Raw genomic sequence first — 17,152 nt, 5'->3', positions numbered from 1 at the left:
ATAGGATAGCGTCTATGGGAGCAGGTCAGCCGAAGGACCAAGAGAAGGGGCAGACAGGAAAAGTAAAGTCAGCCGTCTCGGCGACCTAAAGCCGACAGACACCTTGTAAGCACGCAGTCGTCAATTTCCCGATGGTAGCTGCTCGGATTGGATTTGCTGCAAGATGACAGGCCTTTCACGACTCGAATTCGACCGTTACCGAGGGCGCGCTTCGGGCAGCCGGGCCGTGATAGACCGCCTCGATGTTGTTTCCGGCAGGATCCAGGAGGAAGGCGCCGTAGTATTGCGGGTGATACGGCCGTAAGCCGGGCGCGCCATTGTCGCACCCCCCTGCGGCGACTCCTGCCGCGTGGAAGGCATCCACAATCTCGCGACTGGCTGCCTGAAATGCAAGATGGTGCCGCCCAGTGGGCACGCCTGCCGCCGCCTCGCTTCCAACGGTCGAGACGAACAGCTCGTCGGCCCAGAAATAGTCCTCGCCTGAGCCGCCGATCGGCACATCCAGCACTTGAAGCACCGCGCTGTAGAAGCGCAAGGCGCCGGGATAGTCCTCAACCACCAGATGCAGATGATCGATGAGACGTCCGCGATTCAGAATCATGGTTTCCATTGGGGTCCTCCATTGGCGGAGAGCTTCCAAGCCTCCGCTTATCGCCTCAAACTCCATTCGATGTATGACGTAAGCGATAGTTAACGCAGGTTGGGCGAATGCCTGGGCAATGAATAGCAAATGCTTCACCAGTGGACCGAACGGCCCGAAACGGTCATTCGCTGGCCCACCGGTTTCTGCAACGCGGCTCCGGAAAGCAGACCCTTGTGTCGTGTAACGTCATTCATCACCATGAACCATGAGATCAATTGAAGGAAGCTTAGCTGGTTTCCGCGCTGACTTCACGCAGTCACCTATTGTGTTAAAGACGGCTTCTTTATGGTCGCGATTGATTTCCTGGGCCAGAAAACTTGGGGAAGCGAGGCTGGTAGTTCTCGACAGGATTGGGGGGAGTTTGATCATGCGAGCGTTTCGCTGCGCCCTTGAGATTGCCGCGGCTACCGAGTCACCCAGCATCTTCACCGCCCCATCTTCGCCTAACCTCTCTGAGAGAGCTTCAAGCATGAAGGCGGCATAGGCGGCACAAAGGGCACCATTGTCCTCACCGTCCCAGAGATCCAAGAGAGTGGACCCGATCAGTTGAGCAATGCTCCAGGGGTCGTTTGTCGGTAGGGCGATATGATCAAGGAATTGGCTAAGCCATGGCGACGTATCCTTGCGTTCCCATTCGAACTGCGTCGTGTCTCCGTCGATGCTGACGTAGCGGTAGTTCCCCTCCAGCATTGCCCCGAGGGCATCAGAATACGCATCCTGCGAAAGCGCGCCCGCATTGCGCGCGATCTGCAGCGCAACCTGGCTCCAAGCCGATGAAATACCATCCATGCCGGCGAACAGCCGGAGAGCAGTATCATCCGCCAGCAAGGTCCAACCTCTCTCCTTGGCGACTACCAACGTATCTACGAAACAAGGGCCAACATCTTTGAATACAGCTTCAAAATCCGGATGAAGAGTGGTGCCTTCTTGCGGCATGGCGATCGCTAGGCCTCTTGCAATCTCGAGGGTTTGTCTGAGGTTCGAGATGAGGAGGTCGGAGGTTTCCTGGGACATTTCGATTATGCGCGTCCCGTGATCGTCCGCGACAAGGCTACCTCGGTGTCCCGCACCTCCGATGGCATCCACCCTGGCTTGGTGGGCCTCGTGAAGCAGATCGATGCTGCTCTGGGTGATGTGCAGATCTGGGTAGGCTTGAAGAATGCTGCCTACAAATCCGAGGGTCTGGGCGCCGTATAGGGTGATGGCATCTATAATCAGGCCAGGCGTAGCCAGAACCGATTGTGTCGCCGCCTTCCTCTCGACGGCATTACCGAGGGCCATCTTGATCTTGATGCTGCCGTGGTGCCGAAGGAAATCCCAGAAATCGAAAACCGTGCCTCCACCAGCGGAGGCCAACAAAGCTATGGGGGCTTTCCCGGAAGCGTAGGCCTCCTCGATGCGCTTGACCTGCTCTGTGCGCTTCTTGGCGCTTTCGAGGATGGGACGAAAGCTGCCTTCCAGATCATTTTCATCGATCCGCAGCGCTCCGAATATCTTGCTTTCAGGAAACAGGCGCTCGAAGTCCTTTTGAGACCGATGATACGCATGGGCATACTTGGACAGTATCTTTGTGACGGTGGCGTTCAGCCTCCCGACAGCGGAATCCATCGGGAGATTGTCACCCACAGCCTTTCCCATCAGGCGAAGAGCCAATGGGTCATCAGGGGAAATTTCGTCGCGGTCCGCCCCGTGGGACAGGGGCTGTCTCGATGATCCTCGTGAGCGGGTCAGCGTGATCTCGCGAGACCACAACGACCGTATCCTCCTCGACGACTTCGCGGTTGAAATCGACATGTCGCCCAGACCGGCCGGTCAGGATCAACCCGACCATGAAGCCAAGGTGTATTTGCGAGTCTTCGTAGCCGTCGCGCAACGCGCGGTATCCAATCTCTAAAGCCTTGTGAAAATCGTCCGTGTAGTGATCAAGTTTGTGTGCGAAGTGCATACGCATCCGGGGATTGCCGGCAATATCCACTGGCACGGTGTCGAGGTATTGAGCGATTGCCGTGGTATCCGGCTGACGCTCACAGATATCGATCCAGCGAGCTCGGTCTTCCAGGGTTTCTTCCCCCGTTCTGAACACGTGCTCGAGTTCCTTCCTGGCACCCGTCAGGTTTCCAGCGCATTGAAAGATGACTGAGCCGATCCTGCGCATGCTCGGGGTATCTTTGATCCCGGCGTCGATTTTCCCGTAGAGTTCTCGGGCTTCGCGGGTTCTGCGGCTGTTCACCAGTGTCTGAAGTGCCATCCTGAGCTGGGGCGTATCCGTGTCAGGACTGCAGAGGTCGATGTATATGTCCGCGGCGTCCGAGTTCCGCCCGACCCTCGCAAGGGCATGGGCCGCACCGACACGAGCGAAGCTGTTGGTTTCATGCCCTGACAACTCGGCAAGGCGATCGATGACCGTGGGATCGTCGAGATCGCCGGGATAGTTGAACACGAAGCAGGCCAAGAGCAGAGTGGAGTCTGGATGCTCGGTCATGACGTCATGGGCAACTTCTTTAAAGAGAGCTGGGCTGACCTGTGCTGCCGCCAGGATACGGCAGTTGCCAAATGCAATACGCAAACTGTCGTCCTCCGCTTCTCGATACAATACTTCGGCACGTGCGAGGGCTGCTTCTGGATCATCTTCATTGATGCGCGCCTGGAGAAGCATGAGCTCGTCATTCGGATCCCGATCGCCTTCGGGAATCCTCGATAGCGCATCGGCAACCGCGGAATTCTCACCCTTGTGCATCTGATAAGCAGCGCGGAACCGGAGTAGTTGCGGCGCATCTCCCAGTTTCCGGAATGCTTCTTCGATGAGCTCTTCGGCCTTCTCGTCATCCCCAAGCATCAGGGAGGCCGAGAGGGCGTTCATGACGCAGGTTTCGGCCTCTCGCGCCCATCCGCTTGCCTGCAGAAGGTCCCAGGCAAGAAGAAAATGTGCTCTCGCATCCTCGACGATCTCGATGTCGCTTTTCCGCATGAGCCTGAGGCTGCGGATGTCTTCTCGCTCGGCTAACTCCTGGAACCTGAGGTAGCCCGCATATGCGCGCACGCGCCAGTTCTCGGGATCTCTATTGACCGCATCCTTGGTCAACCGTCGGCAATCCGTGATCTGGCCCGCTTTCTGGGCGTGCTCCGCGAGTGCCAGAAGGAACTCTGGGATCCGCTGAAACTGTTTCGGAAGCTGGTCCTGAAGCTCTTGCCATGGCGTTTCCGCGGGAGCCGTCTCCAGGAACACTCCGGCTGCCCGCTGTTGTGGCTCTCGCATCGCCATGGCGCTGGCGGCCAGTTCAGCCGCCTTCTCACGATTGCCTGCGATGGACTCAGCAGCCGCCAGTATGGATAGCGCTTCGGATGTATCAGGATACTCATCGTGAGCCTGACGATACCAATCTATGGCTGTATCCTTGTCACCCTTTGCAAAATGGGCGGATCCAAGATTGGCCTTCAGACGAAAGCGATTTCGCGCGCTCGCTTCGCGGCCTTCGGTTTCCAAGAGCTTCTCGAGCCGGGAGATGGCCGACTGCGCAGGGCTATCATTCAGAAGATCGGCGGCGTCGGTGATGCGCTGACCGAGTGCGTCATCGGACGGTTCTCTCTCTATTGCTGCCGAGGCTGACCTTTGGAAATCAAGGATGGCGGATGAGATCCCTGTCAGCTCCCTGGAGATGTCACCGCGCAGGTCATTCATCGCTTCCGATATCTGGAGGTCGGCGATCGTTGATACGCCCGAACAATGAATCGCCGCGACGTGAGGATGGCGATTGAGAACAGCTTTGATTTCGTCCCAACCCATAACATCGACTTCGAAGAGAAGCTCCTTGCGGTTCTTCTCGTTCAGCTCTCGCGCGACTTCCTGTATTCGCGCATCATTGGGGGCTGTGGTAGCGAGGATGAACCTGTCGAGTGGGGGTCGGAAAGCCTTGGCCTTCTCGACTTCTTCACGAAGATCTTTTTCTTTAAGCGCCTTCCCGTAGCTTCCGCCGGAGCGGCCTTTGCACTGGATGCCAACCCACTTTTTGTGAACCCGGTCGGTGCCGAAAACATCGACACCATGCTGCTCTTGGCCCGACCGGCCATTGGCGCGGGCGTCGTCTGTCTGCCATTCGCTTTCGAACAGATCCCTCGTCAGCCGCTCGAATGCCTGCCAGTCGGTCGGCGCGGGAAGATTTACACTTGTGACGTTGACCATGCTGCTCGTGGCTTTGTATTTTTTGAGTCCAAACCTTAGCTTAGGCCCTTCGAAATCGGAAAGATTACTTCGAAGCACAAGCTAAGCGATTCGACGTCGATGAGTTGCACAGCGAGAGTCTGCACTCCGCCCGACATGGCCGTGCTCGGCACTAGTCCAGTAGGCATGTCCACTCCCCAGTTTTAATCGCAGCAGGCTGCAGATGCGGAAAAGGTCGGCTCTCCGCCCTTTGCTTCGGTCGCCTGAACCAAATCTGTTTAGTGATTACCCTTTCGCTAGTTGCACCAGATCCTTATCTGCCAACGGCCTTTGCAACTCCTTGGCGTCCTTCCATTCGGCGTTAAGCCATACGTCGATCTCCTCCGGCGTCGTCAGGATAACCGGCATGGCTTTGGGATGGACCGGCTTCACAACGGCATTCGGCTCGGTCGTCAAAAACCCGAATAGCTGATGCTCCCCCGGCCGTGGAGTGCGGTTCGACCCGCGCGTCCCGTGCCATGTCGTCCAGATCCCGGCGAAGACGAACAACGGTTGTGTCTCATCCACCGCAAACCAGCATAGCGGCTTGCGCCTAGTTACCGGATCCGGGGTTTGGCCATATTCCGAGAAAGCCGTAGCAGGGATCATGCATCGGTTCTCTGGGCCCAGCCAACGGCGCCAATGAGGGCTGGCGGTATTGCGGATGTTGGTAACCCCGGTGTCGGGGGCATCCGGGGTCTTCAGGAACTGCGGCGGGGTGGGCATGCCCCACTTCATCCGCGACAGTTCCCGCCCCTCGCTAGTCTGCCGGATGACGGGTGCCGGGCGGTCGGGGTAGACGTCAAGACCGGGCTCCAGATTTCCGGTAATGTCATGGGTGATCCGCACGAAGTCCCGGATCGCCTGCTGGTTGCTGGTCAGATTATATAAATTGCAGATGTGGACGGCCCCCACTTGTCAGGATTGTAGCAGACTTCTAACCAAATCGCTTGCTATCAGATGTCCGGCCTGTTTGTGCGAGGTTAGCTCGCTGGCCCAGATGGTGTTCGCTACGCCCGCTCCAAGCACACAGGCGGCATCGTCGATGCCAGTGTAATCTTCGGAATCACGCGCGTATCGACCGATTGGTTTTTCCATCTCCTGCGTCCTGCAAGTCTGGCAAGACTATCTGCCGGGCACCCGCCCGCGACAGCCCTATCTCGGATTATGCCGCCATCCTGTCAGGTGGTCGACTATAAATTCCACCCGACACCATCAGGCGCCAGGCAATACGCGCGAATTTGTTGGCCAGTGCGACGGCGACTAGCTTCGGCGGCTTGCGCTCGAGGAGCGCCGCGAGCCAAGGTGTCGGCTTGTGTCGGCCCGCCCTGATATGCCTGAGCAACGCCGTGGCACCGACAACCAGCACTGATCGCAACCCGGCGTCGCCAGCCTTGGTGATGCCACCATGACGCATTCGCCCACCCGTCGAATGGTCCCTTGGTGTCAGACCGATCCAGGCAGCGAAGTCGCGACCTGATCGAAAACTCTTGGCGGGCGGGGCCTTCATGCTCAGCATGGCCGATCCTATGGGGCCGATACCAGGGATCGTTGCAAGTCGCCGACTGACATCATCGTCCCGATGCCACGCCATCAGTCTGGTTTCGATCTCCTCAAGGCGTGCTTCGACCGCTGCGTATTCTTTCGCCTGAAAACGGAAAAGATCCCGCGCCAGCTCTGGGAGGGTGTCATCCTCGAGAACCCGCTTGATCAATGCATTAACGTTCTGCCGCCCTGCCGGCCCGACGATGCCAAATTCAGCAGCATAGCTCCGAAAGGCGTTGGAAAGCTGCGACTTGACGCTGACCAGACGTTCCCGAACGGTCATCAGCATGCATGCCGCCTGTTGCTCCGTCGACTTGATCGGAACAAACCTCATGTTCGGCCGTGTTACCGCTTCGCAAAGGGCTTCGGCGTCGGCCGCATCGTTTTTCCCACGCTTCACGTAAGGCTTCACATATTGCGGCGGTATCAGCTTGACGTCATGACCGAACGACGAGAGAACGCGCGCCCAATGATGCGAGCTGCCGCAGGATTCGATCGCGACCAGCGCAGGGGGCAGCTTCTCAAAGTAGCGGATCATCTCGGCGCGCCGAAGCTGACGTCGAACAACAGTATTTTCGTTGGCGTCAACTCCGTGCAACTGGAAGACGGACTTCGACGTGTCCATGCCGATACGGATGGGTATGGTCTTCATCGGATCTCTCCTCTCAACTGGCTTTTGACAGCGACGTCATTAAGCCGGTGGGTTAAGAAGCCGTCCACACCAGCACACGACCCACATCTCCTCTTCCTTCAGTTCAGCATAGCTGAACTCGGTGTGCCCGCACTCTCCCGGATCACGATGGCCTTCCCCGGTTGACACATTGCCGCAATAAGAACAAAACAGGAACTACGATTCCGCAACTTTGAGATGAAAGGCCCCCTGCCCCACCATGCCCGATGCCGTTTCCCGCCCCACCGTCGCCGCCCTGCGCGCCCGCATCGCCCATCTCGAGGGTGAGGAGATGCATGCGCGCGAGGTGTTGCCCTTCGGCGTGGACATGCTCGACCGCCGGATGCCGCAGGGCGGGCTGGCGAGGGGCTGCCTGCACGAAGTGGCGGGCGGTGGTGGCGGGGCAGTGGATGGCGCGGCGGCGGCCTGCTTCGCCGCCGGTATTGCCGCCCGCCTGCCGGGGGTGGTGCTGTGGTGCGTGACCCAGGCCGATCTGTTCGCCCCGGGGCTGGAGCAGGCGGGCCTGTCACCGGACCGGGTGATCTATGTCGAGGCGGGAGACGACACCGCTGTGCTGGCCTGCATGGAGGAAGGGCTGCGGCACGGGGGCTTGGGTGCGGTGGTGGCGGATGTGGCCAAGCTGTCGATGACCGCCTCGCGGCGGCTGCATCTGGCGGCCAAGGCCTCGGGGACCACCGGCATCGCGCTCCGGCGCTGGCGTCGGCAGGCGGATGCCAGCGATTTCGGGCAGCCCACGGCGGCGATGACCCGCTGGCGGGTCTCGGTGCTGCCCTCGGCCCCCCTGCCCGTCCCGGGCGTCGGCCGGCCCCGCTGGCTGATCGAGCTGATCCGGGCGCGGGCGGGCGAGTCCTTCGATCTCGAGCTGGAGGGTTGCGATGGCACGGGTCATCTCGGTCTGCCTGCCGATGTGGCCGATCGATCGGCGGCAGCGGCAGGCAGACAGCACGCCCTCGGCTGAGGCCCCGCTGATCCTGGTAGGACGGGTCGGCAACCGCCGAGTGGTCACCGCCGCCTGCGAGGCGGCCATGGGACAGGGCCTGCGCATCGGCATGCCGGTGAGCAAGGCGCAGGCGCTGGTCCCGGATCTGCGCGTCGAGCCCGCCGATCCGCGCGCCGATCTGGAGGCGCTGGAGCGGCTTGGCCTGTGGCTGCTGCAGCGCATCGCGCCGATCGTGGTGGTCGATCCGCCCGATGGGGTGGTGATCGACGTCACCGGCGCCGATCAACTGCATGGCGGCGAGGAGGCGCTGCTGGAGATGCTGCTGGGGCGCCTGACCCTGTCGGGCATCACCGCACGCCTTGCTATCGCCGACACCTGGGGCGCGGCCCATGCGCTGGCCCGTCACCACCGCGAGAGCACAGCCTGCATCGCCCTGCCCGGCGCCACGGCCGCAGTGCTGGCCCCGCTGCCCCTGGCGGCCCTGCGGCTGCCGCATGCCACCGTGGCCGGGCTGCGGGATCTGGGCTTCGCCACCATCGGCGACCTGATGGAGACCCCCCGCGCGCCGCTGACCCTGCGCTTCGGCCCGGAGCTGTGTCGAAGGCTGGATCAGGCTTTGGGCGAGGTGGCCGAGCCCATCGATCCCCTGCGCCCCGCGGGCCTGGTGGAAGTGCGCCGCAGCTTCGCCGAACCCATCGCCGCCGCCGAGACCATCGCCCGCTACATCGGCAAGCTGGTCGTGGATCTCTGCGCCGCGCTGGAGGCGAGGTCCGAAGGCGCCCGGCGGCTGGACCTGCTGTGCTGGCGGGTCGACAACCGGATCGAGACGGTCCGCGTGGGACTGGCCGTGGCCCAACGCGACCCCAAGCGACTGACCCGGCTGCTCTGCGACAAGATCCCCGGCATCGACCCGGGCTTCGGGATCGAGATCATCACCCTGACCGCCACCCTCGCCGAGCCGCTGGTGCCCCGGCAGGCCAGCAGCCTTTTGGAGCAGGCCCCGCCGGACATCTCGGATCTGGTGGACATGCTGGCCAACCGCGTCGGGCACCGTGCCGTCTATCGCCTCAGCCCGGTGGCCAGCGACATACCGGAACGCTCGGTGGCGCGGATCGCGGCGCTGTCGCCGGATCAGGGCCTGGGCTGGCCGGGGCACTGGCCCCGCCCCTCGCGCCTGCTGCCCCGCCCCGAGCCCATCGACACCCTGGCGCTACTGCCCGACCATCCGCCGAACTGGATCTCCTGGCGCGGCATCCGCCACCGGGTCCGCCGCGCCGACGGGCCCGAGCGGATCTTCGGCGAATGGTGGAAGCGCGATGCCGAGGCCCGGGCGGTGCGGGACTACTTCCGCATCGAGGACGAGGCCGGGCAGCGCTTCTGGATCTTCCGCGCCGGCGACGGCGAGGATGCGACCACCGGCTCGCATCGCTGGTTCATCCACGGGGTGTTCGGATGAGCTATGCCGAGCTGCAGGTCACCTCGCAGTTCTCGTTCCTGCGCGGGGCGTCCTCGGCCGAGGAGCTGTTCGCCACCGCTGCGCTTCTGGGGATCAAGGCCATGGCGGTCACCGACAGGAACAGCCTCGCCGGGATCGTGCGCGCACATGAGGCGGCCAAGGAGACCGGCGTGCGGTTGATCGTCGGCTGCCGGCTGGATCTGCGCTGCGGCATGTCGGTGCTGGTCTATCCCACCGACCGTCCGGCCTGGTCGCGGCTCTGCCGGCTGCTGTCCATCGGCAAGGCCCGGGCGGGCAAGGGGGCATGCCATCTGGACTGGGCCGATCTGCAGGCCCATGCCGAGGGGCTGCTGGCCATCCTGATCCCCGATACGGCGGACGACACCTGCGCCCTGCGCCTGCGCCGTCTGCGGGACACATTCGGCGACCGGGCACATCTGGCCCTGACCCTGCGCCGCCGCCCCAACGACCAGCTGCGCCTCTACGAGCTGTCGGCCCTCGCCGCCGGGCTGGGCGTGGCCACGGTGATCACCAATGATGTGCTGTTCCACGTCCCTGACCGCCGCATCCTGCAGGATGTGGTCACCGCCATCCGCCACACCACCACCGTCGACGCCCTGGGCTTTCGCCGCGAGCGCCACGCCGATCGCTATCTGAAGGCCCCGTCCGAGATGGCGCGTCTGTTCCCCCGCTACCCCGAGGCCCTAGCCCGGACCCGGCAGATCGCCGACCGCTGCCGCTTCTCGCTGGACGAGCTGCGCTATCAGTATCCCGAGGAACGCGACGACCCGGCCCTGACGCCCCAGGAGACGCTGGAAGCCCTGACCTGGGAGGGGGCGGCCGCGCGCTACCCCGAGGGCATCCCGGCTGAGGTGACCGCCAGCCTGGGCCACGAGCTGCGCCTCATCGCCCGGCTGGACTACGCCCCCTACTTTCTGACCGTGAACAGCATCGTCCGCTTTGCCCGCTCCAGGGGCATCCTCTGTCAGGGCCGCGGCTCGGCGGCGAACTCGGCGGTCTGCTACGTGCTGGGCATCACTTCCATCGACCCGGGCCGCAACGACCTGCTGTTCGAGCGCTTCATCAGCGAGGAACGTCGCGAGCCCCCCGACATCGACGTGGACTTCGAGCATGAGCGCCGCGAGGAGGTGATCCAGTGGGTCTACCGCACCTATGGCCGCAGCCATGCCGCGCTGACCGCCGTGGTCATCCGCTACCGCTCCAAGGGCGCGCTGCGCGACGTCGGCAAGGCCCTGGGCCTGCCCGAGGATCTGATCCGCGCCATCTCCGGGCAGATCTGGTCCTGGGGCGAGGAGGGCATCACCGACGACCAGCTCCGCGAGCTGGGCCTGAACCCCGGCGACCGCCGGTTGCGGCTGCTGCTGGATCTGGCCGCGCAGCTGCGCGGCGCGCCCCGGCACCTGTCGCAGCACCCGGGCGGCTTCGTGCTGACCCATGACCGTCTCGACGATCTGGTCCCCATCGAGCCCGCCGCCATGGCCGATCGGCAGATCATTGAATGGGACAAGGACGACATCGATGCGCTGAAGTTCATGAAGGTCGACATCTTGGCGCTCGGCATGCTGACCTGCATGCGCCGAGGGCTGGACCTGATCGCCGTCCACAAGGGCATCCGCTACGATCTGGCCAGCATCCCGGCCGAGGATCCGCGCACCTATGCGATGATCCGCAAGGCCGACACCCTCGGCACCTTCCAGATCGAGAGCCGGGCGCAGATGTCGATGCTGCCGCGCCTGAAGCCGCGCACCTATTACGATCTGGTGGTGCAGGTGGCCATCGTCCGCCCCGGCCCGATCCAAGGCGACATGGTCCATCCCTATCTGCGCCGCCGGGCAGGGCTGGAGCCGGTCCATTACCCCACCCCGGAGCTGGAGAAGGTGCTGGGCAAGACCCTGGGCGTGCCGCTGTTCCAGGAACAGGCCATGCGCGTGGCCATCGAATGCGCGGGCTTCACCCCCGGCGAGGCGGACATGCTCCGCAAATCCATGGCCACCTTCAAGTTCACCGGCGGGGTCTCCAGGTTCCGCGACAAGCTGGTCGAGGGCATGGTCGAGCGCGGCTATGACCGCGACTACGCCGAGCGCACCTTTCGCCAGCTGGAGGGCTTCGGCAGCTACGGCTTTCCCGAAAGCCACGCCGCCAGCTTCGCGCTGATCGCCTATGCTTCGGCCTGGCTCAAATGCTGGCACCCCGACGCCTTCTGCGCGGCGCTGCTGAACAGCCAGCCGATGGGGTTCTATGCCCCCGCGCAGATCGTCCGCGATGCCCGCGATCATGGGGTCGAGGTTCGACCCATCTGCATTGCGACGTCGGACTGGGACTGCACGCTAGAGCCGGTGGGCGACCCCGGCGAGGATCGCTTTGCCGTCCGCCTTGGGCTGCGCATGGTCAAGGGGCTGGCGGAAGCCCACGCAGATACCATCCTGGCCGCCCGCGCCGTCCGGCCCTTCGCCAGCGTTTCCGATCTCTGCCGCCGCGCGGGGGCGCCGATGGCCGCGCTGACCCGCATCGCCGAGGCCGACGGGTTTCTGCCCGCCTTCGGCCTCGCGCGGCGCGAGGCGATCTGGGCGATCAAGGGTCTGCGCAACGACGATCTGCCGCTGTTCGCGGCGGTGGAGCAGGATGCGCCTTCACCGGCGAGGTATGATGACAAGCCCAGAGCGCACCACGGTGCTGCACAAGAGGATCGCAGCCGGAGTGCCGCCATACCACCCCTGCCCCATGTCGAGCCAACCGTCTCCCTGCGCCCGATGGCTGCCGGGCGCGAGGTGGTCGAGGATTACAGCCATACCGGCCTGTCCCTGCGCCGTCACCCGGTGGCCTTTCTGCGCGCCGGCCTGACGAAGAACCGCATCCGCACCTGCGCCGAGGCCATGGCCGCCCCGAACCGCCGCTGGACCGGGATAGCCGGCCTTGTCCTCGTCCGTCAGCGCCCTGGCTCCGCCAAAGGCACCATGTTCATCACCCTGGAGGACGAGACCGGCATTGCCAATCTCGTCATCTGGCCCAAGGTCTTCGAGGCCCACCGCCGGATCATCCTGTCGGCCGGAATGATCGCAGCAACGGGGCGCATCCAGCGCGACGGCGACGTGGTGCATCTGGTCATCTACCGTCTCACCGATCTTTCGGCGGAACTGGCCAGCATCGGCCAGCGCGGCGAGGCCTTCCCCCTGCCCCACGGTCGCGGCGATGAGTTCTATCGGGGTGAACCTGCGCCGGATCCGCGGGCCACGGCTGGCCAGAAAACGGCACCTCAAAGGTCACAGCCCCGGGACATCCATATCCCGGACCTCCGCATCGACGCGGTCAGGGTGAAGACCAGGGATTTCAAGTAAGACGCCGACATTGCGCTTCTGATGACCGACTCGATCGTCAGTGAATCAGAAGGAAGCGTCACCCGTCGTCAGAGCAAAACACGGCCATGCGGGAAGGAGGATAGTGGGGCTCATCAACCTGCTGTCGGGCCCAGCCCGCAGGAATAGCCAGACGCCCCCTTTGGCAGGCCCCTTGGGCCCCCGGATCAGGATGTTTCCATTATGTTCCGACACCGCTAGACTATCAGGGCAGAGAAACGGGACATGACATGGCGGTATCGACCTATCTCGACAAGCTGAACGATCAGCAGCGCGCGGCAGTGGTGTTCGGCACCGACGGCCCTGCCCTGCACCCGCCACTGCTGGTCATCGCAGGCGCTGGGTCGGGCAAGACTACCATGCTGGCGCACCGGGTGGCGCATCTGCTGGTCAAGGGTGCCGATCCGCATCGCATCCTGCTGATGACCTTCTCTCGCCGCGCCGCGTCCGAGCTGACCCGTCGGGTCGAACGCATCACCACCGCCGCCATGGGCAGCCCCGTCGTCGCCGAGGCGCTGTGCTGGTCCGGCACCTTCCACGCCCTCGGCGCCCGCCTCCTGCGCGAGCACGCCCCGGCCATCGGGCTGCACCCCGACTTTTCGATCCATGACCGGGAAGACAGCGCAGATCTGATGAACCTCTGCCGTCACGGGCTGGGCCTGTCCAGGACCGACAGCCGCTTTCCCACCAAGGGCACCTGCATTGCGATCTATTCCCGCACGGTGAACTCGGGCGCGCCACTGGCCGAGGTGTTGCGCGTCCATTTCCCGTGGTGCGCGGCCTGGGCCGACCCGCTGAAGCAGCTCTTCGTTGCCTATGTGACCGCCAAGCAGGCGCAGAACGTGCTGGATTACGACGACCTTCTGCTGGCCTGGGCGCAGGTCATGGACGCCCCAGATTTTGCTGCCCATATCGCCGCGACATGGGACCATGTGCTGATCGACGAATATCAGGACACCAACCGCCTGCAGGCGCGCATCCTGACTGCGCTGAAGCCCGACGGGCACGGGCTGACCGTGGTGGGCGACGATGCGCAGTCTATCTATGCCTTCCGGGCGGCGGATGTCCGGAACATCCTCGACTTCCCCGACAGCTTCGCGCCTCGGGCCGAGGTGATCGCGCTGGAGCGGAATTATCGCTCCACCCAGCCGATCCTCGCCGCGGCCAATGCGGTGATCGCGGAGGCATCCGAGCGTTACACCAAGGACCTGTGGTCCGAACGTGCCAGCGACGACAAGCCACGTCTGGTCACGGTGGTGACCGAAGCGCTGCAGGCCCGCTACATGGTCGACCGCATTCTGGAGGATCGGGAGAGCGGCATGCGCCTCAAGGATCAGGCGGTGCTGTTCCGCACCTCCAGCCACGCCGCCCAGATCGAGGCCGAGCTAACCCGCCGAAACGTCCCCTATGTCAAGTTCGGCGGGCTGAAGTTCCTCGACAGCGCCCATGTGAAGGACCTGCTGTCGGTGCTGCGGCTGGCCCGCAATTCTCGCGACCGGGTGGCTGGGTTCCGGGTGCTGCAGCTGATCCCCGGCATCGGGCCAACCGCAGCCGGACGGATCCTCGATGCGCTGGAACTGGCCGCCGATCCCCGCGCGGCCTGGGGCGATGTCGCGCCGCCGCCCCGAGCGGGAGCCGGTTGGCCGGATTTTGTGACCGCGATGACCACGAACGCCATCTGGCCCGCCGCCATCGGCCTTGCCCGCGCCTGGTATGACCCGCATCTGGACCGCATCCACGAGGATGCCGAGGCCCGCCGCGCCGACCTGCTGCAGCTGGAGCAGATCGCAACAGGCTATCTCTCCGCCGAGGCCTTCCTGACCGAGCTGACGCTCGACCCGCCCAACGCCACCAGCGATCAGGCCGGCATGCCGCTGAAGGACGAGGATTACCTGATCCTCTCCACGATCCATTCAGCCAAGGGGCAGGAGTGGCGGTCGGTGCATATCCTGAACGCCGTCGATGGTTGCATCCCCTCCGACCTCGGCAGCGGCAGCACGCATGAGCTGGAGGAGGAACGTCGCCTGCTCTACGTCGCGATGACACGCGCCAAGGATCACCTGACCCTCGGCCTGCCGCTGCGCTTCTTCGTCACCCAGCAGACCCGAAATGGCGACCGTCATGTCTATGCGATGCGGACCCGGTTCATCCCAAGCCACATCCTCGACCGGTTCGAGGCGGTGAACTGGTCCCCCGCTGCCGTAGCAGGTGAGACCCGCCCAGCCCCTGCTCCCATCGACGTCGGCGCCAGCATGAGAGCCATGTGGAAGTAAGCACGGCGATAATCATCATTCACAAAAAGATGGATCAATCGCCCAGTGCCATTATAGGCAGTGAGCAGCCTGACTACACCGCCGAGAGCAAACCGCAGCATCGAGCTAGAACGGTCTCTGGTTCGCGATACAGATTTATAGATTCTGATCTATGCGAAAAGTGAGCTACACGCTTATCCAGATGGTCCTACGTATTAGTCTCTGACTCGTTTCTCAGCGCAATTATTATTTCCAAAAGTTTAGCCTTTTCCGCCTCCACTATGTCACATTCGTGCTGCATAGCCTCTTCGGGAGTCATGCGAGCCAATAATCGATCCTTCTCTCGCTGTTTCTGTTTGCGCTCTCGGGCTTTTTGCCTCCGATGGCTAGCCTGTTCTTCGACGCTCATTGTGGACAGGTCAGTCTTTCGCATGGATGGCTGGAGAACTTGCGCCGCTCGACTCTGTCTTTTGCGTGCAGCATCCTCTGCACGCCTTTCATCATCGGTTTGATTCAAGTCCCGACGGTATGAACGAACCGGACTGCCTTTCTCTTTGGCATACTTGCGCCGCCCTGAACACTGCCGCCCTTGATCCATTACTTCCTGCTGGAGAGGAGTAATAATATCTCTCCAACTGACATCCATATGATAGCGATTTAGATAATGAATGAGTTTTGCCCGATAGACCAAAGCGGCCAAATCAGGATTTGTTTTATTGAAACGTAGCAAAGACCATTTGACGCCAATGTCAGACTGGCCGGGGCGGATCACCAAATCATCCTGTATGGAAATAGGTGACGCTGGCAAGAGTTCAGTGAATTCCTTATCCGGAGGCGTGTTATCTGAGTTGTCCATTTTCATCCCCAAATCCAAGAAGTAATAGTTAGCCAAGCTATCTCCAGCCGCGCGGGGCTGGTGTTCAATTTCCAGCCGCCTCGACCCGACCGGGAGGCCACCGGAAGGCTGATAGGTGTTTTGTTTCCTATAGGTGATGAGTTCACCTATAAGGTCTAGGCCGAGGTGTCACGTTTTGCTCATCCGAATTCCCCCCTCTAGAGAATCACTAGGTCTTTTTACTACAAACTATTATCAGAGGGGGGGGAATTGGGACGACAAAGCGTGACACATGAACTTCTCCGGCCCGATCTGTGAAGCGCATGCCGCTGTAAAGGATCAAATCACCGCGGCTAGGTCCGGTGGCTTCACCGCCTTCCCATAGCAACGTGAAGGATCAAACTATCCGGCTCGTTCCAGCTTTGTTTGGTATGATTCTATTCATTGCGTAGTTTGTCCCAGCGGGTAGTCTGACGAATTACTTTCTAGGGCGTGCATTGTCGTTAGCATAATATAAAACATCTCCCGTCTCATCTTCATCGGGTAATGTTTCTAGTTCCATGTCGAATATCTCAGGTCCAAAATTTTCCTCAAGAAATTGCATCAGCATTCCCTTGAACGTCGCTTCTAAAGCGATATAACGGTCGAAAGCATCACCACTTGCTAATTCGCAGCTGAAATCAAAAGTTAGTCCCTCGGCACTGGTAAGTGTAATCCTATCCACTTTCGGCTCCTATACGCTCGGGCAATTCTTTTTCATCCCCGTTCATACCCAGACTTTACCTGACTATCGTGCAACTTCCAGTTGTCTACTTGGACAGAAAAAGCTTTTGCAAAAAGTAGTCAATAAGCGGGCCCCCGCGCCTTGGGACCGGACCGAATTGTGGACCTCGCTTCACATGAAGGGCATCTCCTACGCGCCCCCCCCCTGCAACGACTTAAAGCCTCCGTTGCAGGCAAGCGGCACTACGGAGAAATTTAGCGCCTGACTGAAGGCTATGGGTGCGTGTTTCACGGGATGATGGGCATCCATTCCAGATGAAGGCGGGCAGCAATTCCATGCGATGATGGACAGCCGTTCCAAGCGATCGTGGGCGGGCCTTGGCCGACAGTCTGAAGCTACGGTGCCCCTACCTTCAGCGCGGCATCCCGATCGGTTCACTGGATTGCGTTGATTGTTGGGACGGAGTTTCTCCACGGAGTCTGCATGGCAGCTTT

At 62.0% G+C, this 17,152-nt stretch carries 12 protein-coding genes; 4 read left to right on the top strand and 8 right to left on the bottom strand.

What is annotated here, in order from left to right; translation table 11 throughout:
- Positions 1-175: 175 nt before the first annotated feature.
- From E4191_RS05785 to E4191_RS05760, 6 genes are all read right to left on the bottom strand, one after another.
- Positions 176-610 (bottom strand): VOC family protein, encoded by a 435-nt coding sequence (locus E4191_RS05785; RefSeq protein WP_135312568.1) that lies wholly within the window; start codon positions 608-610, stop codon positions 176-178.
- Between the two features lie 219 nt (positions 611-829).
- Positions 830-2,269, bottom strand: coding sequence for a PIN domain-containing protein (locus E4191_RS05780; protein WP_135312567.1), 1,440 nt, complete (start codon positions 2,267-2,269; stop codon positions 830-832).
- Positions 2,270-2,303: 34 nt separating this feature from the next.
- Positions 2,304-4,823 carry a tetratricopeptide repeat protein gene (locus E4191_RS05775; RefSeq protein ID WP_135312566.1) on the bottom strand — a complete coding sequence of 840 codons (2,520 nt, stop codon included), beginning with the start codon at positions 4,821-4,823 and terminating at the stop codon, positions 2,304-2,306.
- Positions 4,824-5,087: 264 nt separating this feature from the next.
- Entirely contained in the window at positions 5,088-5,756 is a 669-nt protein-coding gene (locus tag E4191_RS05770; RefSeq protein WP_228461576.1) for an SOS response-associated peptidase, read from the bottom strand.
- Between the two features lie 3 nt (positions 5,757-5,759).
- A complete protein-coding gene (locus E4191_RS05765) occupies positions 5,760-5,939 on the bottom strand; it encodes a hypothetical protein (protein ID WP_135312565.1) in 180 nt (59 codons plus the stop codon).
- Positions 5,940-6,006: 67 nt separating this feature from the next.
- Positions 6,007-7,038, bottom strand: a complete 1,032-nt coding sequence (locus E4191_RS05760; RefSeq protein ID WP_135312564.1) for an IS110 family RNA-guided transposase — start codon at positions 7,036-7,038, stop codon at positions 6,007-6,009.
- A 238-nt stretch (positions 7,039-7,276) separates the two neighbouring features.
- Between E4191_RS05760 and E4191_RS05755 the strand changes: the two genes are divergently transcribed.
- The 4 genes from E4191_RS05755 to E4191_RS05740 all read left to right on the top strand — a co-directional run bounded on the left by E4191_RS05755 (position 7,277) and on the right by E4191_RS05740 (position 15,120).
- Entirely contained in the window at positions 7,277-8,035 is a 759-nt protein-coding gene (locus tag E4191_RS05755) for an ImuA family protein (protein ID WP_135312563.1), read from the top strand.
- Positions 7,953-9,473: a Y-family DNA polymerase gene (locus tag E4191_RS05750; protein ID WP_135312562.1), complete on the top strand. Its 1,521-nt coding sequence runs from the start codon at positions 7,953-7,955 to the stop codon at positions 9,471-9,473. Before E4191_RS05755 ends, E4191_RS05750 begins: the two co-directional genes overlap by 83 nt.
- On the top strand, positions 9,470-12,829 hold the full coding sequence (locus E4191_RS05745; protein WP_135312561.1) for an error-prone DNA polymerase: 3,360 nt from the start codon (positions 9,470-9,472) through the stop codon (positions 12,827-12,829). Before E4191_RS05750 ends, E4191_RS05745 begins: the two co-directional genes overlap by 4 nt.
- 248 nt (positions 12,830-13,077) lie before the next feature.
- Positions 13,078-15,120 (top strand): ATP-dependent helicase, encoded by a 2,043-nt coding sequence (locus E4191_RS05740; RefSeq protein WP_135312560.1) that lies wholly within the window; start codon positions 13,078-13,080, stop codon positions 15,118-15,120.
- A gap of 187 nt (positions 15,121-15,307) precedes the next feature.
- On the opposite strand, the gene E4191_RS05735 is transcribed toward E4191_RS05740, so the two are convergent.
- Both E4191_RS05735 and E4191_RS05730 read right to left on the bottom strand, forming a co-directional pair.
- The gene (locus tag E4191_RS05735; protein WP_135312559.1) at positions 15,308-15,961 is read right to left on the bottom strand and encodes a hypothetical protein; all 654 of its coding nucleotides are present in this window, start codon (positions 15,959-15,961) and stop codon (positions 15,308-15,310) included.
- A 451-nt stretch (positions 15,962-16,412) separates the two neighbouring features.
- Positions 16,413-16,658, bottom strand: coding sequence for a hypothetical protein (locus tag E4191_RS05730; RefSeq protein ID WP_135312558.1), 246 nt, complete (start codon positions 16,656-16,658; stop codon positions 16,413-16,415).
- Between the last annotated feature and the right edge of the window lie 494 nt (positions 16,659-17,152).

Origin of the sequence: Paracoccus liaowanqingii, assembly GCF_004683865.2 — a bacterium.
GTDB classification, from domain to species: Bacteria; Pseudomonadota; Alphaproteobacteria; order Rhodobacterales; family Rhodobacteraceae; genus Paracoccus; species Paracoccus liaowanqingii.
The sequence above is the reverse complement of the archived record's forward strand: the minus strand, read 5'-3'. Positions and strand labels throughout refer to the sequence as shown.